This is a genomic window from Micromonospora sp. NPDC050417 (assembly GCF_044458865.1).
GTDB lineage: Bacteria > Actinomycetota > Actinomycetes > Mycobacteriales > Micromonosporaceae > Micromonospora_G.
Window position 1 is genome coordinate 20,099 of the sequence record NZ_JBITIH010000006.1, and the last position, 26,008, is coordinate 46,106.

Annotated in this window: 24 protein-coding genes and 3 pseudogenes; 11 read left to right on the plus strand and 16 right to left on the minus strand. The window is 68.4% G+C overall.

Annotation, left to right across the window (positions count from 1 at the left end; genetic code table 11):
* Positions 1-191 precede the first annotated feature (191 nt).
* Both ACIBF5_RS09985 and ACIBF5_RS09990 read right to left on the minus strand, forming a co-directional pair.
* Complete coding sequence (locus ACIBF5_RS09985; RefSeq protein ID WP_396810009.1) at positions 192-1,412, minus strand: IS110 family transposase; 1,221 nt, start codon at positions 1,410-1,412, stop codon at positions 192-194.
* A gap of 521 nt (positions 1,413-1,933) precedes the next feature.
* On the minus strand, positions 1,934-3,613 hold the full coding sequence (locus ACIBF5_RS09990) for a replication-relaxation family protein (protein ID WP_396810011.1): 1,680 nt from the start codon (positions 3,611-3,613) through the stop codon (positions 1,934-1,936).
* Positions 3,614-4,419: 806 nt separating this feature from the next.
* Here ACIBF5_RS09990 and ACIBF5_RS09995 point away from each other — a divergent pair.
* A complete protein-coding gene (locus ACIBF5_RS09995) occupies positions 4,420-5,253 on the plus strand; it encodes a hypothetical protein (protein WP_396810012.1) in 834 nt (277 codons plus the stop codon).
* A 9-nt stretch (positions 5,254-5,262) separates the two neighbouring features.
* Here the strand turns inward: ACIBF5_RS09995 and ACIBF5_RS10000 are convergent, their stop codons facing one another.
* Complete coding sequence (locus ACIBF5_RS10000; protein WP_396810014.1) at positions 5,263-5,748, minus strand: hypothetical protein; 486 nt, start codon at positions 5,746-5,748, stop codon at positions 5,263-5,265.
* 197 nt (positions 5,749-5,945) lie between these two features.
* On the opposite strand from ACIBF5_RS10000, the gene ACIBF5_RS10005 reads away from it, so the two are divergent.
* A complete protein-coding gene (locus ACIBF5_RS10005) occupies positions 5,946-6,806 on the plus strand; it encodes a DUF4262 domain-containing protein (protein ID WP_396810016.1) in 861 nt (286 codons plus the stop codon).
* Between the two features lie 36 nt (positions 6,807-6,842).
* On the opposite strand, the gene ACIBF5_RS10010 is transcribed toward ACIBF5_RS10005, so the two are convergent.
* Together ACIBF5_RS10010 and ACIBF5_RS10015 are read right to left on the minus strand one after the other, a co-directional pair.
* Positions 6,843-7,370 (minus strand): hypothetical protein, encoded by a 528-nt coding sequence (locus ACIBF5_RS10010; protein WP_396810018.1) that lies wholly within the window; start codon positions 7,368-7,370, stop codon positions 6,843-6,845.
* A gap of 484 nt (positions 7,371-7,854) precedes the next feature.
* On the minus strand, positions 7,855-8,757 hold the full coding sequence (locus ACIBF5_RS10015) for an FkbM family methyltransferase (RefSeq protein ID WP_396810020.1): 903 nt from the start codon (positions 8,755-8,757) through the stop codon (positions 7,855-7,857).
* Between the two features lie 76 nt (positions 8,758-8,833).
* Here ACIBF5_RS10015 and ACIBF5_RS10020 point away from each other — a divergent pair, with 76 nt between their 5' ends.
* Positions 8,834-9,334, plus strand: coding sequence for an AAA family ATPase (locus ACIBF5_RS10020; protein WP_396810022.1), 501 nt, complete (start codon positions 8,834-8,836; stop codon positions 9,332-9,334).
* Here the strand turns inward: ACIBF5_RS10020 and ACIBF5_RS10025 are convergent.
* From ACIBF5_RS10025 to ACIBF5_RS10050, 6 genes are all read right to left on the minus strand, one after another.
* Positions 9,271-10,176 carry a glycosyltransferase family 2 protein gene (locus ACIBF5_RS10025; RefSeq protein WP_396810024.1) on the minus strand — a complete coding sequence of 302 codons (906 nt, stop codon included), beginning with the start codon at positions 10,174-10,176 and terminating at the stop codon, positions 9,271-9,273. The two genes, ACIBF5_RS10020 and ACIBF5_RS10025, sit on opposite strands and share 64 nt — an antisense overlap.
* Positions 10,136-11,413 carry a hypothetical protein gene (locus tag ACIBF5_RS10030; RefSeq protein WP_396810026.1) on the minus strand — a complete coding sequence of 426 codons (1,278 nt, stop codon included), beginning with the start codon at positions 11,411-11,413 and terminating at the stop codon, positions 10,136-10,138. Before ACIBF5_RS10030 ends, ACIBF5_RS10025 begins: the two co-directional genes overlap by 41 nt.
* Positions 11,410-12,102, minus strand: a complete 693-nt coding sequence (locus tag ACIBF5_RS10035; protein WP_396810027.1) for a hypothetical protein — start codon at positions 12,100-12,102, stop codon at positions 11,410-11,412. The genes ACIBF5_RS10030 and ACIBF5_RS10035 overlap by 4 nt, the downstream gene beginning before the upstream one ends.
* Positions 12,099-13,373 carry a hypothetical protein gene (locus ACIBF5_RS10040; protein ID WP_396810029.1) on the minus strand — a complete coding sequence of 425 codons (1,275 nt, stop codon included), beginning with the start codon at positions 13,371-13,373 and terminating at the stop codon, positions 12,099-12,101. The genes ACIBF5_RS10035 and ACIBF5_RS10040 overlap by 4 nt, the downstream gene beginning before the upstream one ends.
* A 395-nt stretch (positions 13,374-13,768) precedes the next feature.
* Positions 13,769-14,017: a hypothetical protein gene (locus tag ACIBF5_RS10045; protein WP_396810031.1), complete on the minus strand. Its 249-nt coding sequence runs from the start codon at positions 14,015-14,017 to the stop codon at positions 13,769-13,771.
* A gap of 79 nt (positions 14,018-14,096) precedes the next feature.
* The gene (locus tag ACIBF5_RS10050; protein ID WP_396810033.1) at positions 14,097-14,630 is read right to left on the minus strand and encodes a helix-turn-helix transcriptional regulator; all 534 of its coding nucleotides are present in this window, start codon (positions 14,628-14,630) and stop codon (positions 14,097-14,099) included.
* A gap of 581 nt (positions 14,631-15,211) precedes the next feature.
* Between ACIBF5_RS10050 and ACIBF5_RS10055 the strand changes: the two genes are divergently transcribed.
* The 3 genes and pseudogenes from ACIBF5_RS10055 to ACIBF5_RS10065 all read left to right on the plus strand — a co-directional run.
* On the plus strand, positions 15,212-16,093 hold the full coding sequence (locus tag ACIBF5_RS10055; protein WP_396810035.1) for a helix-turn-helix domain-containing protein: 882 nt from the start codon (positions 15,212-15,214) through the stop codon (positions 16,091-16,093).
* Between the two features lie 16 nt (positions 16,094-16,109).
* Entirely contained in the window at positions 16,110-16,310 is a 201-nt protein-coding gene (locus ACIBF5_RS10060) for a DUF397 domain-containing protein (RefSeq protein WP_396810037.1), read from the plus strand.
* 202 nt (positions 16,311-16,512) lie between these two features.
* Positions 16,513-16,695 (plus strand): annotated as a pseudogene (locus ACIBF5_RS10065) (DUF397 domain-containing protein); the annotation flags it as partial.
* A gap of 135 nt (positions 16,696-16,830) precedes the next feature.
* On the opposite strand, the gene ACIBF5_RS10070 reads toward ACIBF5_RS10065, so the two are convergent.
* A complete protein-coding gene (locus ACIBF5_RS10070) occupies positions 16,831-17,619 on the minus strand; it encodes a DUF2637 domain-containing protein (RefSeq protein WP_396810038.1) in 789 nt (262 codons plus the stop codon).
* Between the two features lie 192 nt (positions 17,620-17,811).
* A pseudogene (locus tag ACIBF5_RS10075) lies at positions 17,812-18,483 on the minus strand (magnesium chelatase domain-containing protein); the annotation flags it as partial.
* Between the two features lie 372 nt (positions 18,484-18,855).
* On the opposite strand from ACIBF5_RS10075, the gene ACIBF5_RS10080 reads away from it, so the two are divergent.
* On the plus strand, positions 18,856-19,374 hold the full coding sequence (locus ACIBF5_RS10080; RefSeq protein WP_396810040.1) for an RNA polymerase sigma factor: 519 nt from the start codon (positions 18,856-18,858) through the stop codon (positions 19,372-19,374).
* A 623-nt stretch (positions 19,375-19,997) separates the two neighbouring features.
* Here the strand turns inward: ACIBF5_RS10080 and ACIBF5_RS10085 are convergent.
* A pseudogene (locus ACIBF5_RS10085) lies at positions 19,998-20,867 on the minus strand (NAD(P)/FAD-dependent oxidoreductase); the annotation flags it as partial.
* A gap of 54 nt (positions 20,868-20,921) precedes the next feature.
* Between ACIBF5_RS10085 and ACIBF5_RS10090 the strand changes: the two are divergent.
* The 3 genes from ACIBF5_RS10090 (at position 20,922) to ACIBF5_RS10100 (ending at position 22,792) form a co-directional block, all read left to right on the plus strand.
* Positions 20,922-21,272 carry a winged helix-turn-helix transcriptional regulator gene (locus ACIBF5_RS10090; protein WP_396810042.1) on the plus strand — a complete coding sequence of 117 codons (351 nt, stop codon included), beginning with the start codon at positions 20,922-20,924 and terminating at the stop codon, positions 21,270-21,272.
* 162 nt (positions 21,273-21,434) lie between these two features.
* A complete protein-coding gene (locus ACIBF5_RS10095; RefSeq protein ID WP_396810044.1) occupies positions 21,435-22,403 on the plus strand; it encodes a pirin family protein in 969 nt (322 codons plus the stop codon).
* Positions 22,404-22,444: 41 nt separating this feature from the next.
* The gene (locus ACIBF5_RS10100) at positions 22,445-22,792 is read left to right on the plus strand and encodes a GNAT family N-acetyltransferase (RefSeq protein ID WP_396810046.1); all 348 of its coding nucleotides are present in this window, start codon (positions 22,445-22,447) and stop codon (positions 22,790-22,792) included.
* A 43-nt stretch (positions 22,793-22,835) separates the two neighbouring features.
* Here the strand turns inward: ACIBF5_RS10100 and ACIBF5_RS10105 are convergent, their stop codons facing one another.
* Entirely contained in the window at positions 22,836-23,921 is a 1,086-nt protein-coding gene (locus ACIBF5_RS10105) for a threonine aldolase family protein (RefSeq protein ID WP_396810048.1), read from the minus strand.
* A gap of 89 nt (positions 23,922-24,010) precedes the next feature.
* Between ACIBF5_RS10105 and ACIBF5_RS10110 the strand changes: the two genes are divergently transcribed.
* Positions 24,011-24,652 (plus strand): GNAT family N-acetyltransferase, encoded by a 642-nt coding sequence (locus ACIBF5_RS10110; protein ID WP_396810050.1) that lies wholly within the window; start codon positions 24,011-24,013, stop codon positions 24,650-24,652.
* On the opposite strand, the gene ACIBF5_RS10115 is transcribed toward ACIBF5_RS10110, so the two are convergent.
* Entirely contained in the window at positions 24,645-25,910 is a 1,266-nt protein-coding gene (locus ACIBF5_RS10115; protein WP_396810052.1) for an acyltransferase family protein, read from the minus strand. The genes ACIBF5_RS10110 and ACIBF5_RS10115 overlap by 8 nt on opposite strands.
* Positions 25,911-26,008: the final 98 nt, after the last annotated feature.

A 26,008-nucleotide genomic window follows, 5' to 3' on the forward strand; every position in this document is an offset into this window, starting at 1 on the left:
CCGCTCTGAAGCGCGGCAGACGCACTGTCATCGGCTCGGATCCGGGAGTCGAGCGGTGCGCCGTACTGCGGGCCTCCGTCACCCAGGGGCACCGAATGCGGCCCGCCGTCGAACTCAGTGCGGCGACCGGGTCGGTCCATGACCAGCCAAACGGGCTGTCAGCTAGGCCGCCGAGCAGTATGGCGGACGGGTTAGTCCGTGGACGGTGGGAAGGCGCGGTTCTCGTCGTAGGGTGTCCGGTTGGTGAGGCAGTGGTGCAGGAGGCCGACGAGTCGGTTGAACAGGTTGCGTTGGGCGGAGGCGTGGCGGTCGCCTGCGGTTCGTCGTCGGTCGTAGTGGGCGCGGCAGCCGGGTGAGGTGATTAGGGTCGCGAAGGCCCACACGTAGCCGGTGGCGGCGAGGCGTTGGTTCTTGACGCGTCTGTGTACGACGGTGCGGCTGCGGCCGGAGGCGCGGGTGATGGGTGCGGAGCCGGCGTATGCCTTGAGGGCGCGGGCGTCGGTGAAGCGGGCGCGGTCGTCGCCGATCTCGGCCAGTATTCGGGCGCCGGAGACCTCGGCCAGGCCGGGGAAGCTGGTGATGATGTCGTGGTCGGGGTGGTGGCCGAATGCCTCGGTGGTGGCGTCGGTCAGGTCGTGGAGCGCGGTGCAGGCGGCGTCGAGTAGCCGCAGGAGCGCGGCGGCCTGGCGGCCGAACGCCTGTTCCACCTGCGGGAGTTGGCGTAGTTGCGGGGCGTGCAGTGCGGCGGTGATGGCTTCGGCGTCGGCGTTGATGCCGCGTTTGCGGCCGACGTGGCGCAGGGCGGCGGTCACCTCGTCGATGTCGAGCCTCACACCGGCGGCTGGGGTGGGCGCGAGGGCGAGGATCCGGCGTGCCATCGGTGCGGCGAGGCCGTCGGTGCGGTTGATGAACGCGGCCAGGAACCCGGGGTAGAACTCGCGCAGCAGCGAGCGCAGTTCGTTGGCGATGCGGTTGCGGTGCCATACCGCGTCCTGCTGCGCGCGGGCGAGGACGCTGATCGCCTGGGCCAGCTCCGAGTCGACGGGAAGCGGACGGTGCATGGCCTGGTCAGTACGCAAAATGTTCGCCAGGACCATGGCGTCGCCGTGGTCGGACTTGCGACGGGCGACGCTGTGCCGATCCCGGTAACGGGCGGCGGCCATCGGGTTGATCGGGTACACCAGTCGCCCGGTGGCCCGCAGCGCGGCCACCAGGAGCCCGCGCGGGGTTTCGATCGCGACCGGCACTCGTTCGTCCGGCTGGTCCCCGGCGGCGGACAGCATCTCCAGCAGGACGGCGAACCCGGCCGCGTCGTCGGTGATCCGACGTCGAGCGACCAGTTGCCCGTCCTGGTCGACCAGGGCGACATCGTGATGCCGCTCGGACCAGTCGATCCCACAGAACACTCTCAACCTTCGAATCCCTTCTCACGCAACAGATCCGGCATCGTCCAGCCCCTGGACAGGATCACGCGGCACTCTCATGGAAGCGCTCGGCGGCGCGACATCCGATCAGCCGGTCGTGATCCCAGCGACCGGCACAGCCCCCGGTCTTGGTCGAAGAGCTCGACGGCTTCGCGATAAGGCGCAGGGGTGACCTGTGTCGGCGGCTGGAACCACGGCAGAAGATCACAGTGCTGGTGGCCGCCCGGGTACCGGTCACAGGGAAGAGGCAACTCGGCCGATGCGATCGGTCCCGACCCCGGAAGGCCAGATGAAGGGTTCCGGCCTGCGGCACCGCGCCGGTCTTGCTACAGACCTAGATCAGTCTCGATATGGCTAGGCGTCTCGGACGCTCGCCGGAACCCTTCGGAACCCATGAGATATGGCATTTGGCCGCCAATTCGACCGGGCGCGGTCGAATTGAGGGGTGCCGTACATCAGGAAGCCGTCCGCCTTGCGGTCCGGCTACCGACCCGTCCGCCGCCGGGTGCCTACCCGGCCTTCCTCGTCAGCGCGGCGATGAGGTCGGCCAGTGGGGTGATGGTGTGCCGTTGGTCGTGGGGTATGCGCTCGGTGTGGCGGCAGCCGGGGCAGGTTCCGGTGTCGTTGGTGGGCAGGGTCAGCCCGCAGCGGGCGCAGGCGGTGAGGTGTTCGTTGTCGAACTCGGCGGCGAGTTCGTCTCGGCTGGTGCGCTGGCGTTGCCACCACGACGTGCTCTGCCACTGGTGGCTGACCTGCTCGTCGCGCCACTGCTCGTAGGTGAGTCGGCTGGTGTAGTCGCGGTGGCCGGGCGGGGTCCAGTCGCGCCAGATGTCGGCTTGGGCTTGCTCGCGTGTGCGGGGTTGGTCGAGCCGGCGGTGCTCGTCCGGGGTGAGTAGCCGGGGTTGGGCGAGGTGGGCGGCTGCGGTGTACCAGGCTGGCCGGTCGTCGCCGGTGGCGGCGAGGCGGGCGAGCTGGTGGACCTGGTGTGACCAGGCCGCCTGATGGAGCCGGTTGAGCGTCACACGTTGGGCCTGGGTGGCTCTGGTGTCGCTGGTGTGGCGGCTGTACCAGTCCGCGAGGTTGGCGAGGACTGCGCTGGTGTCGAGGTCGGGGGTGAACGGGTCACGGCGGTCGTGATGGTCGTGGAGCAGGTAGCCGATGAGGTCGACGGCGGTGGGGCCGAGCAGGGTTTCGAGTTGCGTGCGGTAACGGCGTAGGCGTTGCAGCGTGTGTTGGCGTTCGGTTGCGAGGGCTTCGGCGCGCTCGCGGGCGTAGGCGGGTTGAGCGGCGGTGGTGACGTTGGCGCGTTCGGTCAGGATCTCGGTGAGGGTGGTCTCGGCGGCGTCGGGGTCGGTGAGGTTCCAGACCGGTTCGGTGACGGCGTGGGCGGGGTCGCGGACGAGACCGTTCGCGGTGACGGTGAGCCGGCCGTGTTCGCTGATCAGGTCGAAGTCGCTGACGAGTCGTCGTACGTAGCGGCTGGGTTTCTCTTCTTGGAGCAGCTTGGCGGCGTTGCGGGTGAAGGTGACCGCCCGGTGGCCGGTGGTGGTGAACAGCAGCAGGGGCGGGCAGTGCGGGAACCGGCCGTGCCACGCCTGGTCACGGGTGTAGGCCCGGTAGCGGTCGAGTTTGGCCTTCAACTGGGTTTGTGTCATGGACGCGAGGTCGACCTCGATGAACGCCGCCGTCCCCTGCCCATCGGCTAGGACGGCTTCGTACACGGCGTCGGGGGTGAGGCGCTTGGTGGTGCTGCTGCCCCACGCGGAGGTGGGTCCTTCCCATTCCTGCCAGCCGCCTCGGTCGGTGGCCCACCCGGTCATGGTCAGCCCGACCGTGGGTCCGTGCTCGCGTAGGGCGAGCCACACCTCGGTGATGGTGGCGGCGTGGGCGCTGAACATGGCCGAGGGCCGGCGTCCGTCCGCGACGGCGGTACCGGTGATCAGGCGTGCCCCGGCGGGACGCAGCCACCAGTGATGCGGTGCGCTACCGGTCTGCCGTCCGGGCCGGTCGTAGTCGACCAGGTGTGCCGTACGGAGCTGTTCAAGCCGGTACAACACCGTACGGGCCGGGGTGCCGGTGGCACGCGAGAGCTGTTCGGTGGTCATGACCCGGTGGTCGTTGAGCAGGAGCAGGAGTTGTTCGTTGGGGCCTCCCGAGGCCCGGAGCCGTTTGGTGGTGTGGGCCGCCAAGGCGGGCCTCCTATCGTTGTTACGCGTGTATCGCGCCCCTTGGGGGACATGTAATGTCAGTCGCCGGTCGGACGAGGACGGCCGAATCGGCGCTGACCAGCGTGAACACGCCGGGCTATGTTGCGGATCGGGTCGAGAGCAATCCGCAACCCTGGTGGGGCTCCGGCCAGCCCTGACAGCCCGCCCTGCCGAGCACCACTCCCCGGCCACCGGACTGTCACCAACGAAACTGTCCAAAGAGTGCTGTTCAAGGCCAAAGGCGGCTGTTCAACCATCAACCGGGCAACCCTCGGCCGTCGCCTTCTGTCAGCGGCGCTGCCGGCGTCGACAGACTCTGCCCGGTGACCTGACAGACCCTCACCGCGACCGTCACGCTGTCCTGACAACCTCTGACACCTCCCGACCGACGAGGGCGAGCCCGGACGGGTGCGGACTCGGCATCCCTCGCCTGGCGTAGCACCCCCACACATAGGGATTACAAAATCGGACCGCCGATTGGAAACGCCGAGGTCAGAGGCATCAACAGCGCCCGGCCGCACCGGGCGGCCTCCGACAGCCCACCCGGCCCCTATTCAGAAAGAGGGAACCGACCTCGGCCGAACCTGCCACCTCGGCACGAAAAATCTTGATCGGGTTCCGCGTACGCTCGTGATCGTGGGCGCCACACCTGCCCACGTCAAAGGGCGTGAGCGGCAACGGGACGGGGCGCACAGGGATGAACCGCAGAGGCCGGCGGGACGAGCCCGACGCGCGCCGTCGTTGACAGGACGCGCGCCGTGTCGTCAGTGCCCGAGCCCGGTGCGGGCGTGCGGAGAGCCGATCTCACCCCGCTCGGTCAGATCGAAACGGAGGCGATCAGCCGAACCGTTCTGACCATCCCGAGCACCGTGATCGACCCGGACACGCCCGCGGTGCCGCTGCTCATGCTCGACTTCCGGCTCCTCGTCATCCGGTCCGCGCCGGAGGCGCGAGACCGCGCGTGGCGTCACCTCGGCGAGCTGGCCCGCACCCGGCGCGGCGATTGGAACCTCTACGCCCTCGGTGTCGCCTACCCACACCTGCGTGCCCAGGTCAACACCCTCACCCGAACCCTGACCCCCGACCGGGCGCGGCAGGTGCACTTCACCCTCGCCATCGAGTTCCTGCTCACCCTGCACGACCTAGACCTCACGGCACCCCGCGTGTTCCCCCGCCTCACCGACACCGCGTTGACCCGCACCAGCGGACGCAAACGCCGCAAGCGCCCGCCGACCTATGATCTGGACACCCTCGCCGCCGAGCACACCCCGATCTCCCGGCACGGCAACCCCGAACCCGACACCGAACTCCGCGACGCCAACCGGGAGACCGTTCACGACGTGCTCGACCGGCTCACCCGGGAAGCCAACGACAGCTCCGGCCGAGCGCGCATCACCCCACTACACGCCGACCTGATCCGCCGCACCTACCTCGACGGCAAAGCCCTACGCGACGTGGCCGCCGAACTGAACATCAGCGAGACCAACGCCTCCAAGCAACGCAAACGCACCGCCCACATCCTCGCCCGACTCCTCGGCCGAGACGACCTCGTCCAGCCCACTCCACCGCGGCCTCGACAGCCCCGGTCGCAGCTCGCCACCGAGGCCACCCCGCAGCCCTGACACGGCCCGTCAGCCCGGAGGAAGACCACCCCGGGCGTCCAACTCACGACGGGTGTCCAACGCCAAGGTGATCTCGGTGTGCAGCCGAGACAACGCCTCCCGCGCCTGCGGATCGTCGTCCGAAACCCACAAGCAGTGATCCGCGAGGTCATCCACGCACACCAACACCGGGCCGGTGAACGGCTCGAACGGCACAACCAGGCTCCAGTCATCCAAGCCATCCCGCAGACAGTGCACGAACAAGATCACCCCGCCACGCCCCTCGACACGGCCCAACTCCCCACCCAACCCGATCAAGCGCGGAGCCTGCTCGAACGCGATCTGAGCCTCGATAGCCGAGGCCCACCGGACCCGCATCGCGGCCCCCGCGACAAAGTCACTCAACGACTCGCGCGGCGCGGCCGGATCCGGGTGCGCGAGATCCCATGCCAGCCGCTCAGCGAGCTTCCGGCGGCGGTTGGCGTCTTTTCTCCAGTCCGCGTAGCGCGACTCCATCTCACCAGACTGACATCACCTGCCCAGGTCAGGCGATCCGCCCTCGTAACGCCAGGCCGGGCGCCGTAGCCAACGCAACCCGGCCTCGGGTCACCGTGGGGAGGGCCACCCGAGATGCCTTCTACGTAACATCCTTGTGGCGGCGCGGCTGGCGATGCTCACCCGCGTACCTTCGATGGTGGATGTAACATCCAGCGGTGACTGATGCTGGCTGCCAATGCCTCGCTTGTGCCCAAGATTTGACAACTCGCGATGCCTTCCTTGTCGAGGAAGTATCTTCGGCCGGATTCGCGAGAATGGCCGTTGAAACCACAATTCCGTTCGTCTTCACCATTGGGCTATGGCACACATTCCGGCGGCCAGAGGTGGTTATGTTCGGTCTCCACCCATCGGACATGAATGGCTGGTTGAAGAAATACGTCGATCTTTCCCGTCATGACACCCCGTCCCGGGAGGGCGATCTGATTGAAAATGTCATTCAGGGCTTCCCTGTCCAGGTTCGTCCGGTGGATCGATCTTGGAACGATTCGCTATTCGGTACATTGCACCGCTTCTACCAGGGCGTTGTTCCTCCGGTTGAGCAGCTCATTTGGCCTGATCGCGAAGGTTTATGGCCATGGGACGACAGGGCTACCGAGAGCTGTCGGAAGCGAGAGGCCCAGGCATGGCTGCCTGTGGCCGAGCATCCAGACGGTGGATGGCGCCTGGTTGGCGAGATGGGGGTTGGCTTTCCTCTGAGCGGAGGCCCCGACCAAGAGGTTTTGACTACCCGAGATGTCATCACAGGTGTACGCAAGATTGCGGCTGTTGTTAACGTCGGAGGCATGCTGGACGTGCTGGATGAACGCCTCTATCGGGCGGATGAATACGAAGTTGCCTATCTTGGGGATCTAGCCCGCACCCATGCGGCATTACTTGACTTCGACGACAGCCGAGAAGGCTATCGCGGCATCCTCGGTCCGAATAGCCGCTGGACCTATCGTCCGGTTTCCTCGCCGGACCGAAAGGCTAGCGCGCAAATATGGCAGAAACTGGAGTCCGATGATGAGAGCCATTAGTGGCGGGAAATGAGCCTGGACGGTGGTCGACAGTGATCAAGGCTGACCTGCGATCCACTGCCCTCCCCGAGGATCGAGGCTCATATTGAAATCCTTCCACTCGGTGCCGATCTCCATGCCGCGCTCGTATGCCTCCTGCCATTTGGGAATGGCATCAAGGGGTGGTGGTGGGCCTATTTGACCCATGTCATCCATGTAATAGGCCAAGCGCCAAGCGAGACATGCTGTCATGAACTCGCCGTGCTCCAGGATGCGACTCGCCGTGAAACGTTCTCTAATTCGCTCGATGGTGATAGTTAGGTCAGGAAGCGGTGATCCCCATGGGGGTACGGCGGGATAGTGGTAAGCGACGGCATACAAGATCGATGCCGGCGTTTGCGACTCCCAAAAATACTTGAGTAATTCGCGGAGTCGATGACGGCTGGCGGTTGGGATATCGAACGTCTCTGCCCACAACCGTTCGATTCGAGCATGGTCGGGAGCGCTACCCGGCGCCTCTGCGGCATCCCACCGCTGGTCAACGAGATCATTAGACGGGGAGCGGGTGAGCTGCACGAACTTCAACGCCGTGTCGTGGCGAAGCGGTTCATCGCCGTCAAGCGGCGGCAAGTCTCGTCGCCGCAGGGGTCGGCTCCCTATGGCTTCCCGTCGCCGCGCCGGGTTGCCACTACGGCGCTGGCCCGTCTTCTTGATCAAAGTCCGCTCTCCCGCCGTTAGTCCTTGTGTCTGTCCCACTCTGGTCCTGCCGAGCTGCCATGGGTTGCTTCCAAGTTCTTGCTGTCGTTATACCAGATATCGATGATCCGGCGTGTCAGGCACGACTCGGAGGGTTCGGTGGTGTCGTCCCCGTCGCGGCGCGAGCAATAGCCGAGGCGCCCAGGGCAGGGACCACGAGCCGGGATCGGACAGCGGCTCCGAGCGGGATGTTTACGCGCTGCTTGAGCGATTAGGTCTGTCGGCGTGGCAACCCTTGACGCGTCGATTCCACCAAGGATCGTGGGCACGGCTTCGTGTAGATGGCGGATTGTTGGCCAGCGCGTTTCAGGGGTCACGGCAGGGACGCGGCGTCCGTTCGCGAGAAGATGACGTCGCTCATGTCGGTGATCGGGGTGGTCAATCGTTGAGGGGCGATGGGGTGGCGTCGGGCGCGGGGATAGCTCGCGGCGGCGTAGTCGTTGTTGAGGCGGTAGGCGTGGAAGCCGGCTGCGGTGAGTGGGTCGGTGACATCTGCGGGAGTGAGCCCTTGCTTGGCGAGTAGTCGTGGGGTGACCTCGATGACCAGCTCGACCGAGGGGTGCAGTTGGTTGATCGCGGGGGCGAGCCCTCGGATGACGGCGGCTTCGGCTCCTTCGGCGTCGATCTTGATGATGCGGGCCCCGGTGAGTTCGCGTGTGGTGGTGAGGTTGGGCAAGGGTTGGGCCTCGGCTTGGAATGCGGCGGCGCTGGAGTCGCGTGGTGGTACCTGTGTGGTGTTGCCGAGGTTGGCCGTGTCTGGTGTGTAGAAGGTGATCCGCTCCGTGGTGTCGGAGGCGGCGGCGCGGACGATCCGGATGTTGTTGAGCCGGTTGGTGTGCGCGGCGGTGGCGAGGGCTTGGGTGAAGTGTGGGGAGGGTTCGACGGCGACGACGCGACCGGTCGGGCCGGTGAGGTGGGCGGCGAGGAGGCTGTAGTAGCCGATGTTCGCGCCGATGTCGATGAACGTGTCGCCGGGGGTGAGGCGTCGGCGTATCCAGGCGGTGAGGTGCGGTTCCCAGGTGCCGAACAGGTAGAGGTAGCGCTGGATGATGTCGGTGGTGGTGAGGTTCGGGAAGGTTATGCCGTCAACGGTGTGGCCGGTGGCGGTGACCGGGTGGCGGGTCAGATGGTCATCGAGGCGGGCGGCGAGCTGGGCACAGCCGTGTCCGTGTCGGAGGTAGGTCCGGAGGGTGTTGACAACAAGACGCTGCGACATCGACGCGGCTCCTGGGGTGTGGGGAAGGTGGCAGACTGTCACGGTGGTCGGGGCGAGTGAGGGTGAAGGAGGCCAGGTGGGCGAGCGGGTGCCGGTGGTGTTTTTCCTGGTGGGGTTGACCGGTTCGGGAAAGACCACGTATGCCAAGCGGGCGTTGGAGCCGGCGGGGGCGGTGCGGCTGTCGGTGGATGAGGAGGTCTTCGCCCGGCATGGCCGGTACGGGGTCGACTATCCGGAGTACGAGTACTTCGAGCGGGAGGCGCCGGTCGTGGCCGAGGTGCGGGATCGGCTGGTGGGGCTGGTGGCCGAGGGGCGTGACGTGGTGCTCGATCACGGGTTGTGGCGTCGCGGGGATAGGGATTCGTGGAAGAAGCTGGTGGAGACGGCCGGCGCCCGGTGGCGATTGCTGTACTTCCCGGTTCCCCGGGAGGAGTTGCTTCGCCGGTTGACGGCCCGTAACGAGGAGGAGCACGCCAACGCGTTGACGGTGACCGAGAGCGCGCTTGATGACTTCTACGCCCGGTTCGACGTGCCGGATGGTGAGGGTGAGGAGATCGTGCCGGTCGGTTCGTTCTGAGGCGGTGGCCGCCAGGTGTCGATGATGTGGGCCGCCTCGTGTGCCCACCAGGGCGGTAGCGCGTCGAGGGTTACCGGGCGCAGCGGCAGGGTGGGTGAGTCGACGGCGATGTGTCCGCCGTGGCGGGCGAGGTGGTCGAGCAGGCGTCGGGATTCCCGCAGCAGGGCGGGGCTGGTGCTGCGCCAACTGCCGTGGGCGAGGTGTTTTACGCGCTGCTGGAGGTAGGTGTCGACTCCGCGACGCCACTTGAAGTGGTGGACCACGACCGGTGGCCGGTTCACGGGTCGGTGTCCGGGGGCGCGGTGGTTGCCGCTGGCGACCGGGACCGTGGAGTGTGCCAGGACGATCTTTCGTGGGTCGCCGCGCAGGAGGTAGTGGGTGAGGAAGCCGCCGAGTGGGTAGGCGCGGTCGAGGCCCTGTTGCGGGTTCCACGGCCCGAGTTGGCCGTCTTGGGTGATCCGGTCGAGCATCAGCCCGCCGATCGTGCCGATGCCCGCGCCGGCTGCCTCGTGCACGGTGTCGACCAGGCTGTTCGGGTAGGTGTGGAACTCGTCTGAGTCCGCGAGTAGGTGCCAGCCGGGGCCGGCGAGGGCGCGTAGTTCGTCGCGGAGGCGGGTGTTGGTGTGCTCGTGCCAGGGGCCGACGTTGACCAGGGCGGGACTGATGTCGAGAGTGCCGCAGGTGTCGAGAAGCCGGACGCGCTCGTCGTCACTGGTCTGGTCGGGGAAGTGGAAGGCGAGCAGGAACCGGTGTACGCCGTGGGCGCGGTAGTGCCCGACGAAGGCGGTGAGCAGGTCGGGTTCAACCGGCCCGATGACGGCGATCAGTGGCGGGATCGGCATGGTGTTGAGTCCTTCCAAGGTCGGTGGCCAGGTCGGTCCAGAACGCGAGCGTGGTCGCTGCGGTGGGCAGGCCGAGGTTGATCGCCTCGCCCAGCATCGGCTGTGGCAGCGGTTGGAGGGTTAGGTCGGTGATCGCTGCGGCGAGGTTGTCGGGGTCGGCGGTGCGGAACAGGCGCACCCACGGTTGGTCGCGGAGCAGGTTGGTGGTGGCTGGGTCGTGGTCGGAGACCAGCAGCGGTACGCCGAGGACCGCGCAGTCAGCGATCAGGCCGCTTTCCTTGCCGACGCCTGGGCGACGGGACACGATCGCGGCGTCGGCGGCGGCGTAGACGCGGCGGACGTGCCAGCGAGGTGCCGGCCCGGGAAGCGCGTGTACCCGGCCGTCCACGGCGGCGGCAAGGTGGCGCAGCAACACCGGGTCGACGGGATGCCCGGCGACGAGCACGCAGACTGGACGGGTCAGCCGGGCCAGGGCCGCCGCGACGGTGGCGATGTCCTTGTGTGCCCACCACCCGCCGACCAGGGCGAGTGCCGTGTCGTCGGGTTGGAGTCCGAAGTCCGCTCTGGCGGCGGTGCGCTCGGCGTCGCTGAGGGGTGGTTCGGCATCCCCGAGTGCGAACGGACGTACCCCGGTCGGCAGTTTGGGGAAGAGTTGCGCCAGTCGTGCCCGGACCGCCTCGGTGGGACACACCACGCGGACCCGGTTGAGGTGGGCGGACGTGAGTCGGCCGATGAGGCGTAGCGCTCGGTCCTCGCTTGTGGGGACCTCGTGCACCACACGGATGTGGGCTCTGCCGGACAGCGCGGCGGCGAGACCGTGCAACGCGCCGCTGGCCGACAGCACCACCACAACCGGTCTGCCGGTCCGGACGCGACGAGTACCCGCCCGCAACGCCGCCGCTTCACCCAGACAAAGGGCGAGAGCGCCGATCTGGTGCGGCAGCCGGCGGTGCCGCGCCAGCCGGCCCACGAGCCGGCTGGCGCGACCGAGCAGCCGACTGGCCGCCCACAGCGCACGCTCGGCCGGCTCGCGGCCGACACGTCCGACGACGCGCGCTCCCGCGCGCCGAAGGGCGGCGCGGGCGTTCGGCTGAATCCCGCCGAGGGCGACGACCGTGCAGTCGCGTTCCTCGGCGGTGCACTGGCGGGCCAGGCGGATAGCCGCCTGGAACCAGTGACCGCCGACCGAGCCGGCAGCCGGTTCGATGAGCACCAACGGCGCCGCAGAGGTGGTCATCGGCTGGCGGCGTAGCGCTGTGCGAGCCACGCCGGGTCGTTGAGGTTCTGCCACGTGCCGTCGTTGGGCGGTGTGTCGGCGGCAAATGTCACCCCGGCCCGTGCGCCTCTGATCGCGTCTTCGGCATGCGGGCCGGTGCCGGTGAGAGTCCACACCTCCAGGCGGGATTGCGCCTCGGCGCTGGCGGTGCCGTACTCGCAGCCCCGGGCGAGCATCGCGCACTCCCGGAACCCGGCCCGCCAGGCGTGCCAGGCCGACTGGTTGAACCGGGTCCGGCCCGCGACAGTCGGAGTGAACTCGATCCTTCCCGGCAGGCCGGCGAGGACGTCAACGACGTCGTCTCGCATCTCGCGTAGGGCTTGCCGGCGGCACAGCTTGAGACCGCCGTGGCCGTAGACGAGCCCGTTGACGGCGTTGACGGTGCGCCACACCCGCATCGCCACCCCCTCATCGAGGGCGTTCACCTCCGAGGGGTTGAAGTCGGCCGCGACCTCGAAGTCAGCGTCCGCGATGAACAGGAAGTCGCTGTCGACCATCTCAGCGGTCAGTCGGTAGGCGCGGCGCATGCCGTGGACGCCGTGGAGCCGCTTCACCTGCCCGAACGTGTCGCTGAGCCGGGTGTAGAGCGTGTCTGCGAGCGGTTCGTCGTAGGAGAGGAACACCACGTCGAACGGCGAGGCGGGCGTCATCGGGTGATCGCCTTCAAGTAGGCGGTGGCGACGACGTCGGGGGTCAGGCCGGCGGTCGAGCGGATCGCCCGATCGGCGGCTGCGGCGGCGAAGACGGGGTCCGTCACCAGACGCCGCACGATCGCCACGGCCTCACCGGGGTAGTCGAACATCAACTCCGGGTCACCGATCTCACCGAGCCAGCCCAGCCGGCGGGTCAGCAGGGGCAAGCCCATGGACAGGCAATCGACCACGGACATCGACCAGATGGTGCCCGGCCGAAAGGGGGCGAACGCGAAGGTGGCTCCGGCGAGCAGCCGCCGGTAGCGCTCGCGCTCGACGGTGTCGGCAACGATCTCGACGTTGTCCAGAGCGCCGAGTTGGGCCAGGTAGCGTTCCGGGCTGTCGTCGAGTCGAATCCGGTCAGGGCGGCGCTTGCCGAGAAGGTCGGTGACCCGCAACCGCGCGCCGACACCCGCAGCGCCCAACTGCCGCGCCACCTCAAGGAACTCACCTGTGCCGTAGTGCTCGTACAGGCGGTGGTTGTAGATGCCGACCGGCAGCCCCGGATCGGGCACCTCGCCCGCCCGGCGGACGAGATTCGGGTCTGCCGGCGCCGGTACGATCCGCACTCGGTCACCGAGATCCAGACCGAGCCGGCCCGCGGTCTCGGTCACCCACCTCTCGGCGGTGCTCGAATGCACCATCACCCGGTCGCAGGCCATCAGCCCGGCGAAGAACGACAGCAACACCGGGTGCCCGAGACCGGCGTCGTTCAGCGACGGGTCCAAGCACAGGTCGCCCGCCGGGTCGAGGTGGAACGGCAGGTAGTGGCAGTAGCCGGCCAGCAGCGCGTCACTGCCGGCCTCCAACATCGCCGCCCGCACCCCGGGCGCGGCCTCGATCTGATTGGCGACGACAACCTCCGGGCGCACGCGACGCAGCAACGCAGCGCACGCGTCGACATCGAACGCGAACCGCGCCCGGTACTTCGTCGTAGGCGCGGACACCTCGATGTGACCAGCCCGAGGATCGGAGACACCGACCGGTCCCGCGACCGTGAAACGAACGTCCTGGTCGAGCATTGCCGGCGCGAGGATGTCCGCGAACAGCAATCCCGAGTCAGCCGACAGCCGTCCCGGGTTGGTCACGTTGAGCAGGTACAACAGCGACAGCCTCGCCGGTGCCCCAGCCAAGGCGACGGCCGGTTTCGGCATCTCCTGTGCCGGAATCCGCAATCCGTTTCCTTGGGCGCGGCGCTGCGGGTGGGTGAGCGTCGTCTGGCCAGGCATCATGCCCTCCTCAATTCAGGGGTGACGAAATGCAGCAACCAACCCCGCGAAGAAGCACTCATCACGAGAGCCCGCGTCGGGTCAGCAAATGAAGCCGAAATTTTGCGTCGCGATCGACGCTTCTCTGTGATCGGACGGAACTAGGAGGAGCTGTTCCCTTGCTGTGAACTCGCTGGCTCTGGTGATACTTCGCCGAATCGGTCGAGCGCTAATCGTGCCCATTCGGCTTGCGTGCAGGGATGCGGGGCCAATCTCTGCCACTGACCCCGGCAGCCGACACAGCATCCATCCGCGCCCCTCTGATGGATTTGTTCGACCAACAATGCGCTACTGATGAAGCGGCCCAAGTCCGTATCGGTTGACCCAGACGCCTTCATAGCCGTCTCACAACGCCCTCAACTCGCCCGAGGAAGCAGGCCCGGCAAGCCCATCTGCCGAGCACCGATCAGCTCCGGCCGGGTCAATCCGGGAATGCGACGAGGCAGCCGCAAAGCGAACAGGAAGACCTTCGTCGCCTGTTCCTGTGCTGCGCACGGTCCCGGCACCCCGCAGGCCATACAGTGTCCGTTCGCGCTGGAAACCGTGTGCAACTCCAGCGTCTGCTGAGCGAGTTCGATCTGGTCGCCACCGTGATACACGCCCATTCTTGTTCCTTCCTCGCCCGGCGAGTTCACCGCTGGGCGGGTCATCGCATGTAGCGCCAGGTAGGGCGCTTTCGCATACTCAGCCGGTTCGAGTCGCGCGGGTGTGTCGCGCCTGCGCGAGCGAGTACACCCGTGCGCCTTGTGGCGACACCGAACTTGCGGGGCCGCCGTTTCGCGGCGTCGGCGTGTCGATCAGGACGTGCACCGAGCCAGTCGCACCGGCAGTCACCGTTATCGTGACCACCGGCACCTTCCCTTCTTCCGGGCAATTGCAGCCGTGGTTGCCTGCCGCCGGCTCGGCCGGGGTCACCTGTTGGATCTCAACTTGCGGGCTCCGAATTCGTTCGATGCGTCGCCGCAGGCGCTCCCGATCCGTCTGCTCCACGAGTGCATGCACCAGTGCGCGAACCCGAAGGTAGCCGCCAAGCAATTCCCCACCGGCCCCCAACTGCCGGTCGCACGCCTGCCAGAAGTCATGGTGCGCGCGAGCCCCGTTCTCGGCTCCGGCGAGCGTGCTACGCGAATAACCCACCTGTGCCGCCAACTCGGATTGAGTCAATTCGAGTTCGCGACGCCGCCTCGACAGACTCGCACCAAGTTCCCGGAACGCCAACCGAATGTGGTCCCTGGTGATAGATGCCGTGCCATCTGTACTTGCGCCACCGTCATCCCGAGACAGCACCAGATCCCCTTCTCGTCGCCCCGGGCTAGCCGCCTCCGCGCCGTCGACGTATAACCCCCTCATAGAGGCCGCCCGGCTCGCTCGGGGATGACCTGAGTCGTGAGTTCACCGCAACGCGGACACCACCGAGCTTTGATTCTGAACGCCAGTAACCCGCCGAAAAAACCAATCAGCAAAGCACTCACAATTGCGGCAATGGCCATCGCCGTCACCTCCGGCCGGATCTGTAGCCCGGCAGGGAGCCCGCAGAGACATCCCACATGCACACGGCAACTCCCTGCCGGGGGCTTGCGACCACCAGCAAGTTCAATGTCCTGATGGCGCGAACCAACCACCGGAGGCGCCACCACTAGGGCCTACCGCCGTTGGTAGAACAGCGATGGGCTTTGCTGATGTCAGCATGGCAAGAGGATGCTCCAAGCGCAACCTTCCTTGGAAGATTGTGCTTGGCGGCCGTACTCTGGGGCTCGCCAACTTCCTTGCTTCCACAACGGCAGGAGGGAACACTGTCCGTGATTACGCAGGCGGAGGTAGACGTGCCAAGGACCACCGGACCGACGATCGCTCGCTGGCAACTCGCCCGTGAGCTGCGCACCCTGCGCGAGACAGCCGATCTCGCGCATGCCCAGGTGGCGGACGTTCTCGGTTGTTCGGACTGGAAGATCTACAAGATCGAGTCCGGCGACGTCGGCGTCGGCCGCGCCGACCTCCTGGTCATGCTCGACAAGTACGGCGTGACCGACGAGCGCGTACGCGGCACGCTGCTGGATCTTCAGAAGCAGGGCAAGGAACGCGGCTGGTGGGCGAAGTTCGGCCAGTTGCCCGCGCCGTACAGCATGTACATCGGACTTGAGTCGGCAGCCACCGAGGTCAAGAACTTCGAGCTTGCCGCGATTCCGGGACTACTCCAGACCGAGGACTACGCCCGCGCCCTGCTCACCACACAGAGGATCGTGCCCGACGCTGCTCTGATCGAGAAGCGGGTCCAGGTACGCATCGCACGGCAGGCGTGTCTGACCGAAGAACCCCACCTCAACCTCTGGACAATCCTGGACGAAGGCGCGCTGCGACGGCGGGTCGGCGGCAAGACCGTCATGAAGAACCAGCTCGACCACCTGATCGAAGCAAGCAAGCTGCCGAACGTGACCGTTCAAGTCTTGCCGTTCGCGGAGGGCGGGCATCCCGGCACCCTGGGAAGCATCGCCATCCTCGACTTTCCCGACGATGTTCACTCGCCCGTGGCCTACGTCGAAAGCTTCGCGGGCGACGCCTACATGGAGAAGGAAGACGATCTTCGCCGCGCTAACATGGTGTTCACCCACATGCACGCCGCCGCGCTGAGCGAGACCAAGTCGGTCGAGTTCATCGCAGCGGTCGCCAGGGAACTGGCGTAGATCGGAAGGAGGCGCGGTGAACCTCACACGCGCCACGTGGCGCAAGAGTTCGCGCAGTCAGAGCAACGGTCAGTGCGTCGAGGTGGCGGACAACCTCCCCGGCATCGTCGCGCTGCGAGACAGCAAGGACCCCACCGGACCAGTCCTTGTCTTCACGCCCGACGAGTGGCACACCTTCATCGTCGGAACCAGGACCGGGGAGTTCAACCTTCCCTAGAGGCAGGGCGTCGCGTGCGACGCCCTGCGCCCGATTGAGGCACCGCCCGAGCCCATCCCACCCGTCACCCTGCGTCGCAGACGGTGACTACCTGTATGTGGCGGGCTAGGGTGACGTACGACAGCCGCCAGCCCGGCCCGACGATGCCACATGCGCGGGCGCGGCTCCATCGCTGACACGGGCGGCAACAACGGATGCGTTCGTGGACTTGTCTCAGGCCATCTGGCGCAAGAGCACCCGTTCCCAGGACAACGGCGCGTGCGTCGAGGTCGCGCGCAAGGATCACCTCGTGGGGATACGCGACTCCAAAGACCCGAACGGCCCGACACTGCGGTTCATGCTGACCGACTTCACGACGTTCCTCAGCAGCGCAACCAAGGGTGACTTCCGCGCCCTCGTTCAGCGGAAGTTCTGCTCCGAAGGCGAACGAGTCCCCCTCTGCCTACTCACACGGCTCGCTTGTCACCCAGACAGCGAAGGGCGGGCAGCGCGCCGAGTGCCCAGCCCCTCGCCGAGCCACTCAAACCGGGGAAGCATCCTGCCGTTCGCCCAGCTCGGCTCTGAGAATCTTCAACAGAAGCGACGCGCGCTCGTTGGACACGCCGTGCCCATCGTCGCGCATCGCGTCCGCCAGAGCATCCCGCGACAGCGAGCGCCCCTTGGATGCCAGCATCGCGCGGGCGGCACGCGCCGCCGGTAGCAGGTGCGCCACCGGGCGAACGTCGACCGGCACAGGCGGGAGACCCATCTCCGTCGACCGGCCCGGAGCGGTTCCGCCGGTCGCGGACCGGCCGGACGCAACCGTCCGCTCGTCCGTCGTCGGCCGGGACGAGGGTCCGCCGTCCGGGCCGGTCTGCCGGACCGTCCCGGAGACGGACGGACGATCAGCGGCCGTCCGCTGATCGTCTCCGGCCGTCCGCTGATCGTCCTCGCCATGGTCGATCATGGAGAACAACAACTTGACAGATACGAGCATCGACAGCGCCGGCCAACCGGCCAGAGCCTTGCCGACCGGATCGTGACCGCCCACCGCGACGTTTGCCGCGAGGCTGGCCAGCGTGCCGACCACGAGCGCAACCCAGGGCACCCAGCCGGTCTGGCGACCCGCGCGCCGCTGCGCGACGAGGTACAGGCTCGCCACGATCTCTAACCCGTCCACACTGATCGGAAAGGCGTACGCCTTCCACCCGGTCTGACCGTGCTGAACGGCCAGTTCGGTCATATGCGAGAAGGAAATCGCGCCCGCCACGATCGCCAGCGCTGCCACCGTTAGCCCGGTCAGCACCCGCAACGTCTTGTCCGTACTCATCGGGCCGCCACCCCCTCAACGGCGGCAGCCATCCAGGAGGGCGCGAACGGCCCAGCGACCACTTCCCATGGCCAAAACCCGCCCGCCAGTAAGGTTCGAACATCGGCAACGATGGGGTGACCATCGGTCGTACCTATCGGATCAACTCCGGCATTAGTTACCGAAATAAGTGTGTCACATTGCGGGATCGGGCTTGCCGGCGCCGGGCGGGCCGAGTAGCGCGAGGTGGTGACCACCGGCTGCGGCGACCTCCACAGCCCGCCGGCCGAGCCCCTGACCGGCAACCTCGGCGAGGTCCGGTCCCCGTAGCGGCGGGGCGCCGTGGCGTGGCGGTGGGTCGAGCAGCGCGGCCCCGTCCCGGATGTACGCGACCAGCCGGTGCAGGCTCTCCACCGCCCGGACCCGCATCCCGGGTACGACCGCGGCCTCGGCGGCGTTGTCGATCGGTACGACCACCCGGGTGATCCCGGCTCGGGCCGCTGCCACGACCATCGGCAGTACGCCCCGGATCGGCCGGACCGTGCCGTCGAGTCCCAGCTCGCCGAGGACGACGACGCCGTCCAACGGTGCGAGTGGGAGGTCGCCGGTGCCGCCGAGCAGCGCGGCTGCGATGGCGAGATCGAATCCCGAGCCGTGCTTGGGCAGGGTGGCGGGGAGCAGGTTGACGGTGATCCGGCGGTTGGGCCAGGGCTGGCCGGAGTTGACGACAGCGGCGCGTACGCGGTCGCGGGCTTCGTTGAGGGCGGTGTCCGGCAGACCGGAGAGGACGACGGCGGGCAGGCCCGGGGCGAGGTCGGCCTCGACCTCGACGAGGTGACCGGTCACCCCGACCAGTCCGACGCAGAGCACCTTGGCGTAGCTCACGACGCTCCGCTCGGGCCGGCGCCGACGCGTCGGTCATTCGTGGCTCGGTTCGAGGGCCGGATCATGAGCGGCTCGGGGATGTGGCGGTCCGGGTACGGTCCGGGGATCCACTGGTGGGATCTGGGGCTGGTGGTCACGGGTCAGACCCTGACCGAGTCCCGCCTCACCGGCAGCCCGCCGGAGGCCGGCTGTGGACGACGCGGCCCGCTGTGGACAGTCGGACGATCATGCCCTCGTTGTGCTAGGCCCCCCGCTGGTCCGGCTGGTCCCGCTGGCCCCGTGTCGTTTCGGGGGCCGCCGGGGGCGGGAGGTGCCGGGGGCGGGATGAACCTCCGTGGCGCGCGTACCGACTGAACCGGCGAAGGAGGGCAGATGAGCGATGAGTTGCTGGTGGTCCGCTGTCAGCTCGGCGAGCGCGAGGCGTTCGCCGACTTGGTCCGGACGTGGCACGGGCCGGTCGAGCGGTACGTCGGGCGGATGCTCGCCGGCCGCGACGACGACGTGGTGCAGGAGGTGTGGCTGGCGGTCTTCAAGGGACTGCCGAGACTCCGCCAGCCGGACCGGTTCGCGCCGTGGCTGTTCACCATTGCCCGCCGGGCCGTCATGAACCGGCTACGGGACGCGTACGCACACCCTGAACCGGAACTGGTCGAGGAGGTGGCCGGCGGGGACGAGGCGGAGGGTGTTGTCGACCGGGAGACGCTCGGGGGCGCGCTGGCGGCGCTGCCGGCGCGGGAGCGGGAGGTGCTCCTGCTCTTCTACGTCGAGGACCTGCCGCTGGACGCGTGCGCACAGATCTGCGCCGTGCCGGTCGGCACCGTGAAGTCCCGCCTCAACCGGGCGCGGAAGTTGTTGCGGAACGAACTGTCGAGGAAGGGATACGAGGCATGACGCCGGAAGATCTCCTGAAGCGGCTCGACGCGCCGTTGTCGCTGCGGCGGCGGGTCGGCTACGTGACGCTGGCCCTCGCCGGGCTCACCGGGAGCGGTCTGGTGGGGTTGCTGTGGGCGACCGAGCCGGGGCTGCCGCCGCGTACGGAGGTGGCGTTCGCGGTGCTGGTGGCGATCGGGTTGTGCTGGGCGGCCTTCGGCGGCTGGGCGGTGACTCGCCGGGCGCCGCTGTTCGCCCGGGATCGCGTCGTCGCTGGTTGGCTCGGGCTGGGCGCCTGGCTGCTGTTTACCGTCGGCGCACTGGTCATCACCACTGCGCGGCACAGGCTTGAGCCGTTGCTGCTCGTCGTCGTGCTGGCGCTGGGCGTACTGGTGGTCGTCCACCTGCGCATCGCCCGCCGGACGAGGTCGGCCCTCCTGCGTCGTAAGGAGCGGTTGGGCCGCTGATTCCGGCGGTGCGCTGGTCGATGGGGTCGGCCCGGCGACAGGTGGTTGTCGCCGGGCCGGACCGTCGGGGTGACACCCGACACCGACCGTGCCGGTCAGGAGTCTTCGTCCCTGACCCGGGCGTCGAACAGGACGGAGTTCATCTCGACCAGCATGCTGCAGGTCAGCCTGTTGCATGGCCCGCCCGGCCAGGTTCGTGTCGGCGTTGGCGATGTCACCGAGGGCGAAGATCCGTTCCTGACCGACGACGCGCAACCGGTCGTCGACCCGGAGGTAGCCCTGATCGTCGCGGATGTCGGCGAGCGCGCCCCGGAGGTAGTCGGTCTGGAGCCCGGTGCCGAAGCAGCGGTACCAGATGTCGGCGTTCAGTTCCTCGCCGCCGGTGGTGGTGACCGACACCGGGGCGGTGGTGGCCGGGGCGACGCTGGGCAGGTCGCGTAGTGGACTGTTGAGCCTCAGCTCGACGCCGAGTTTGTCGAGCTGTCCGCGCAGTTCGTCGCGGAGCGCCTGCTCGTACGCCCCGGGCAGGATGTCGGGTCCGGCGTCGACGAGGGTGACCTGCTTATCCGGGAAGAACGACGCGATCTCGCCGGCGAGTTCCGGGCCGGATGGCCCCGCGCCGACGACGAGCACCCGCTGCGCGCCGCGCAGCTCCTGGTGCGCGTCGCGGAACTTGACCTGCGCGGTGGCGCTGCGCGCCTCGTCACTCTTGGCGGGGAACGGGTAGGGCGAGCCGGTCGCGAGGATCAGGTAGTCCGGCTCCAGGCGTTCGCCTCCGGCGAGGGCGACCTGCCGGCCGTCGACCGCCACGGCGCGGTCGTGCACGAACCGGCCGTGGTGCAGGAGCCGGTCGTACGGCAGGAAGATCCGGTCCACCCATGCTGGCTCGACCAGTGCCCGCCACGACGCCACGTTGTGCAGGAAGGCGTCCGAGGGGTCGACGAGGGTCACGTTGGCGATGTCGTCGAGACCCTTGGCGACCCTGATGCCGCCGAATCCGCCCCCGAGGACCGTCACGTTCGGACGTGACCGGGTTGTCTCCATCATGATCACTAGCGACTTCGAAAAGCAAAGCGCCAGCGGATCTGCTAGCTTGGGGGTATGTCCCGACCCGCCCGCAAGACATTCGAGGAGTGCGTCCGCGCCGACGCCTCGCTGTCGCGGGCCTTCGGCGTGCTCGGGAAGCGGTGGAGCGGCGTGGTCGTCGGTGTCCTGGGGGCCGGGCCAGCCGGGTTCCGGGAACTCGCCCGGGCGGTGGAGGGTGTCAGCGACTCGGTGCTTTCCGACCGGTTGTCCGAGTTGACCGAGGTGGGGGTCATCACCCGGACGGTCGACCCCGGCCCTCCGGTCTCGGTCTCCTACGAACTCACCGCCGCCGGACAGGCACTGATTCCGGCCCTGCGGCAGATCGCCCTCTGGGCCAAGGAACATCTGCCCCCCGAGTCGAACTGACCCCCCCGTGCTCCTTTGTCGCGAAGGCAGCCGGCCGAGATCACACGGCCGATCGCGCCGGCCCTGCGCGAGCTAGGCTCGCTGCGTCCAAGGCGTTAGGAAGGGCCCCTTCCTATACGAAAAGCGATAACAAGGGGCCCCTCCTTACCGGCGGGAGGGCTTGTGAGTACGACCGAGGCGGAGCCCGACTTCACCACCTGCGAGTCTGGTCCGGAAGGGCTGCAGATCCTGGAGCCGCGCGAGGTTCCGCTCGGCGGGCTGCGGGCACTGAACGTACGGCGGACCCTGCCGCAGCGCGCCAGGTCGCTCATCGGCGCCTGGTGCTTCGTCGACCACTACGGTCCGGATCAGGTGGAGAGCACCGGCGGAATGGTGGTCAACGGCCACCCGCACACCGGTCTACAGACCGTGAGCTGGCTCTTCGACGGTGAGATCGAGCACCGCGACACGGTCGGCTCGGTCCGGACCGTCCGCCCCGGCGAGGTGAACCTGATGACCGCCGGTCGCGGTATCGCCCACTCGGAGATCTCGACCCCTGACACCACGGTCCTGCGGGGCGCGCAGCTCTGGATCGCGCTGCCGGCTGGCGAGCGCCACACCGCGCCCCGCTTCGAGCACTACGCCCCGGAACCGTTCCGGATCGACGGGGCCAGGATGAGCGTCTTCATCGGCACCCTGATGGGCGCGACCTCGCCGGTGCGCACGGCGACCCGACTGGTCGCGGCGGAGGTGCGGTTGGAGCCCGCCGCCACGGTGACGATCGAGGTGGACCCCACGTTCGAGCACGGCGTCCTCGTCGACGACGGCAGGATCACCGTCGCCGGTGCCGGCGTCGGCCAGTCGGAACTGCTCTTCGTCCCGACCGGGCCGCGTACGCTGACCATCACCGCAGAGCAGGGCCCGGCCCGCATCCTGCTGCTCGGCGGAGAACCGCTGGGCGAGCGGATCATCATGTGGTGGAACTTCATCGGGCGTACGCACGAGGAGATCGTCGAGTACCGGGACCGGTGGCAGGCGCAGGCATTCGGCGACGGTGACGGCGGCTCCCCGTACGGCACACTCCCCGAGGACTGGCAGCACCTGATTCCCGCCCCGCCGCTGCCGAACGGCCGGCTGAAACTGCGCTCCTGAACCCGTTCGCCCCGTACCTCACCGCTGGAGACGAGACTGCCATGACGAACCCTTCCGCGACGGACTCCTCCGCCGACCCGATCGTCGAGTTGGACCTGCGGCGCCACCGGTACACCATCGCGGTGGCGGGTCAGGTCGCGGGATTCACCCAGTTCTTCGACCACGACCGGCAGCGCGTCTTCTTCCACACCGAGATCGGCAAGGAGTACGGCGGCCAGGGGCTCGGCACCCGGCTCATCGCCGAAGCGCTCGACGACGTACGGGCAGCGGGGTTTCGCGTCGTCCCGATCTGCCCGTTCGTGAAGTCCTACCTGGACCGCCACCCCCAGTACGGCGATCTGGTCGACCCGGTCACCCCCGACCTGCTCGCCCGCGTCGGCGGCGCGTAGCCGCGTCGTCGGCACCCGGTCGTGGTGGCGCGCCGGTCGGTGATCAGGCCCGTGCCGCCCGGTCGAGAAGTTCCCGAAGCAGGTCGACGACCTCGTCCGGGGTGAAGTCCATCGCGTTCTCGGCCACGCTGATCTCGAAGCTGCACCGGGTCGGGTCCGGTGCCGTACGGAGCCGGGGGAAGAGCTGGGTTCCGGTCTCGGCCAACAGAGCGGCGCCGGCCCGCTCGACCGCCGCCGGGCCCGCCGGCAGATGCACGTGGAAGAGGGGGGTCTGCGGCGGGTTCGGCCAGGCCAGCGCCGTCCCGTCGGCGTTGATCGCGGTAGCGAGCGCGATCGCGTGGTCGCGGTACGCCGACATCCGGGGCAGCAGTTCGTCAAGTCCGGCGAGCGCTGCCAGGGCGAGCGGCCAGGCGTCGTGGATCGCGCCACCGAGGCGGCCGCGCCACACCCGGGCCGTGTCGATGGTCGCGGTGTCGGCGGCGAGGACAGCCCCGCGTACGCCATGAAGCGCCTTGTAGAGCGAAACGTAGATCGTGTCGAAGAGGCCGGCGATCTCGTCGAACGGGCGGCGGTAGTACGTCTGCGCCTCCCATATCCGGGCGCCGTCCAGGTGTGCCGCCGCCCCGTTCGCGCGTACGGCGGCGACCTGGTCGCACAGCTCGTCCCACTCGGGCAACTCGCCGCCGATGTCGCGCTGCGGCAGTTCCCACACCACGGCCGCGAGCGGCTCGCCGATCTCGGCGAGATCCGCACCGGTCATCAGTCGGTGGCGGTCGCCGGCCGGGTGGAACCGCAGGCCGTGCACCACCTGGTAGCCCCGGGCCTCCCAGACGTCCAGATGGGTCTGCGGGTGCGCGGCGAACGCGAGCCGGCCGCGTCGTTCCGCGTGGATCCGGAGCGCCACCTGCTGCGCCATCGTCCCGGTCGGGAAGAAGAGCGCCGATTCCGTGCCGAGCAGGGCGGCGAGGCGCCGTTCGAGTTGCGCCACCGGACCGTCCGGACCGCCCGGGGGAGTGTCGGCGTCGACCCGGTCGAGCAGGGCCCGCAGCACCGCCTGTGGCGTCCGCCGGACCGGCGTGTGCGCGAACAGGGACCGTCGAATCGGGGGCGGTGTGGCGGACGCGGTCATGAGTCGAAGCATGCTCGGGTTGCCGACGTCTGGCAATGTCCACCATGGCCGCCGACCAGAGGGTGGGTGCCCGGCGGAGGGGGAGATCGATGTCCGACAGCCTGATCGTTCGACCGGCCGGCGCGGACGAGTCGGCCGCGATCGCGGCGGCGCTGGTCCGGGCCAGCCTGGACGAGGCGGTGGTCGGCTGGGTGGTGCCGGACGAGCGGGACCGCCGGGACCGACTCGACCCCGATGACGGGACGACGATCGAGTGGATCAGGGCTGCCATCTCCGGCAGCACGGTCCTGGTCGCCGGGACCGAGCAGACGTCCGTCGCCGGGCTGTCGGTCTGGGAGTTCGACGACGGCACCGGTGTTCCGCCGGAGGTCGGGTCGGCGGAGCTGACCGCCTTCTTCCGCCAGGCGTACGGCGAGTACGCGCCCCGGATGGCGCTGGTGCACGAGCTGACCCGGCGGCGCCACCCACGCGCGGAGCCGCACTGGTACCTGCAGCAGATGGTGGTCGTACCGGAGTGCCGTGGCCGGGGGCTCGGCGGCGCGATGCTCGGTTACCAACTGGCCCGCGCCGATGCCGACCGGGTCGCGGCCTACCTGGAGGCCAGTTCGCCACGGAACCGGGCACTCTACGAACGGTACGGTTTCCGTCCCCTCGGCGACCCGATCGACCTGCCCGACGACGGGCCGGGCATCCAGCCGATGTGGCGCCCGGTCACCGGCTCACCTACGTGACCCGCTCCGGATCACGGACGGCGTCTGCCTCCCGGGCGGTACGGTCACCGGCGCTGGTCTGACGCGGTATCCGTACCGCCGTCGCCGTCTCCGCCGCTGTCGTCTCCGCCGCTGTCGTCTCCGCCGCTGTCGTCGCGGCCGGTGCGGCGGAGTCCGGTGCCGACGCGGTGTGCGGGCGGCGGCGTCGGGGCGAGAGCAGCCGCATCATCGGTGTCTCGACGAAGTGGAACAGCAGTCCGGCAAGGACGAGGTTGAGTAGCAGGAACCCGACCGCGGCGGCCGGGCCCTGCCAGCCCGGGAAGCCGTTCAGATGGTTGGTGGCGCGCAGCACGCTGGTCACCACGAACACGTGCACCAGGTAGTAGGCGAACGAGACCTCGCCGAGCCAGCGCATCGGCCGGGAGCGCCACGGCGACCAGGTCCCCCGGACGTCCGCGTCCGCCGCCGCCGCGATCACCAGTACGTAGACGGCGGCGAGCAGCGTCGTCCAGAGTTCCGCGCGGATCCACTGGCTCGCCGCCACCCACGTCACCACGAAGATCACACTGGCGACCTTCAGGTTGGGGCCGCGCCACCGGCCGCGCACCATCAGTTCGGCCGCCGCGACGCCCATCCAGAACTCCAGTGAGCGCACCAGTGGGAACACCTGGGTGAACCACCAGCGGTCCGGCTCCGGCACCAGCAACTGCCCCGGCCACATGGCGAGAATCAGCAGTGGCATCGCGACCACGATCACGACCAGGACCCACGGGCGTAGCCGGCGGATGAGGGGCAGCACCAGCGGCAGACAGAGGTAGAAGAAGAGTTCGCAGGAGAGCGACCAGCTGACCGTGTTGACGCTGTAGAACCATCCCGGCGTCGGGTTCCACGCCTGCACCAGGAAGAGGTTGGTCAGCGCCACCTTGAGGTTGAACGGGTCCGCGAAGTAGATCCCGAGCAGGAGCACCGCCGCCCACAACACCACGTGGTTGGGGAAGATCTTGGCGATCCGGCGCCGCCAGAACGCCAACGGTGTGTCGCCCGGTCGGGCCGACCAGACCAGCACGAAGCCGCTGAGGATGAAGAAGAACTGCACCCCGGAGAGGCCGAGGGTGAACAGCTTGCCGACCACCGCCTGGTAGTCAGGCTCGGCGATGATCCGCATGGTGCCGACGTGGAATCCGAAAACCAGCATCGCGGCGACCCAGCGCAGGCCGGTCAACGACGGCAGCTTGCTGCGGGACTGGCCAGCGGTGGTGGGCGTGAGGGTGCTCGTCATGACCTCCGGCACTCTAGTCGGTGGGCCGGGCGGCGCCACCGGTGCCGTTGCCATTCGGGAGTGATCGCCCGCTTCGGCTGGTCCGGGCGCGATGAGTC

Excerpts from the sequence above, each read along its gene's own strand:
- ACIBF5_RS10000 (WP_396810014.1), bottom strand. The coding sequence starts at position 5,748 with ATGGAGTCGCGCTACGCGGACTGGAGAAAAGACGCCAACCGCCGCCGG.
- ACIBF5_RS10015 (WP_396810020.1), bottom strand. The coding sequence starts at position 8,757 with ATGTCGCAGCGTCTTGTTGTCAACACCCTCCGGACCTACCTCCGACAC.
- ACIBF5_RS10025 (WP_396810024.1), bottom strand. The coding sequence starts at position 10,176 with ATGCCGATCCCGCCACTGATCGCCGTCATCGGGCCGGTTGAACCCGAC.
- ACIBF5_RS10030 (WP_396810026.1), bottom strand. The coding sequence starts at position 11,413 with ATGACCACCTCTGCGGCGCCGTTGGTGCTCATCGAACCGGCTGCCGGC.
- ACIBF5_RS10035 (WP_396810027.1), bottom strand. The coding sequence starts at position 12,102 with ATGACGCCCGCCTCGCCGTTCGACGTGGTGTTCCTCTCCTACGACGAA.
- ACIBF5_RS10040 (WP_396810029.1), bottom strand. The coding sequence starts at position 13,373 with ATGCCTGGCCAGACGACGCTCACCCACCCGCAGCGCCGCGCCCAAGGA.
- ACIBF5_RS10045 (WP_396810031.1), bottom strand. The coding sequence starts at position 14,017 with ATGGGCGTGTATCACGGTGGCGACCAGATCGAACTCGCTCAGCAGACG.
- ACIBF5_RS10070 (WP_396810038.1), bottom strand. The coding sequence starts at position 17,619 with ATGAGTACGGACAAGACGTTGCGGGTGCTGACCGGGCTAACGGTGGCA.
- ACIBF5_RS10080 (WP_396810040.1), top strand. The coding sequence starts at position 18,856 with ATGAGCGATGAGTTGCTGGTGGTCCGCTGTCAGCTCGGCGAGCGCGAG.
- ACIBF5_RS10090 (WP_396810042.1), top strand. The coding sequence starts at position 20,922 with ATGTCCCGACCCGCCCGCAAGACATTCGAGGAGTGCGTCCGCGCCGAC.
- ACIBF5_RS10100 (WP_396810046.1), top strand. The coding sequence starts at position 22,445 with ATGACGAACCCTTCCGCGACGGACTCCTCCGCCGACCCGATCGTCGAG.
- ACIBF5_RS10105 (WP_396810048.1), bottom strand. The coding sequence starts at position 23,921 with ATGACCGCGTCCGCCACACCGCCCCCGATTCGACGGTCCCTGTTCGCG.
- ACIBF5_RS10110 (WP_396810050.1), top strand. The coding sequence starts at position 24,011 with ATGTCCGACAGCCTGATCGTTCGACCGGCCGGCGCGGACGAGTCGGCC.
- ACIBF5_RS10115 (WP_396810052.1), bottom strand. The coding sequence starts at position 25,910 with ATGACGAGCACCCTCACGCCCACCACCGCTGGCCAGTCCCGCAGCAAG.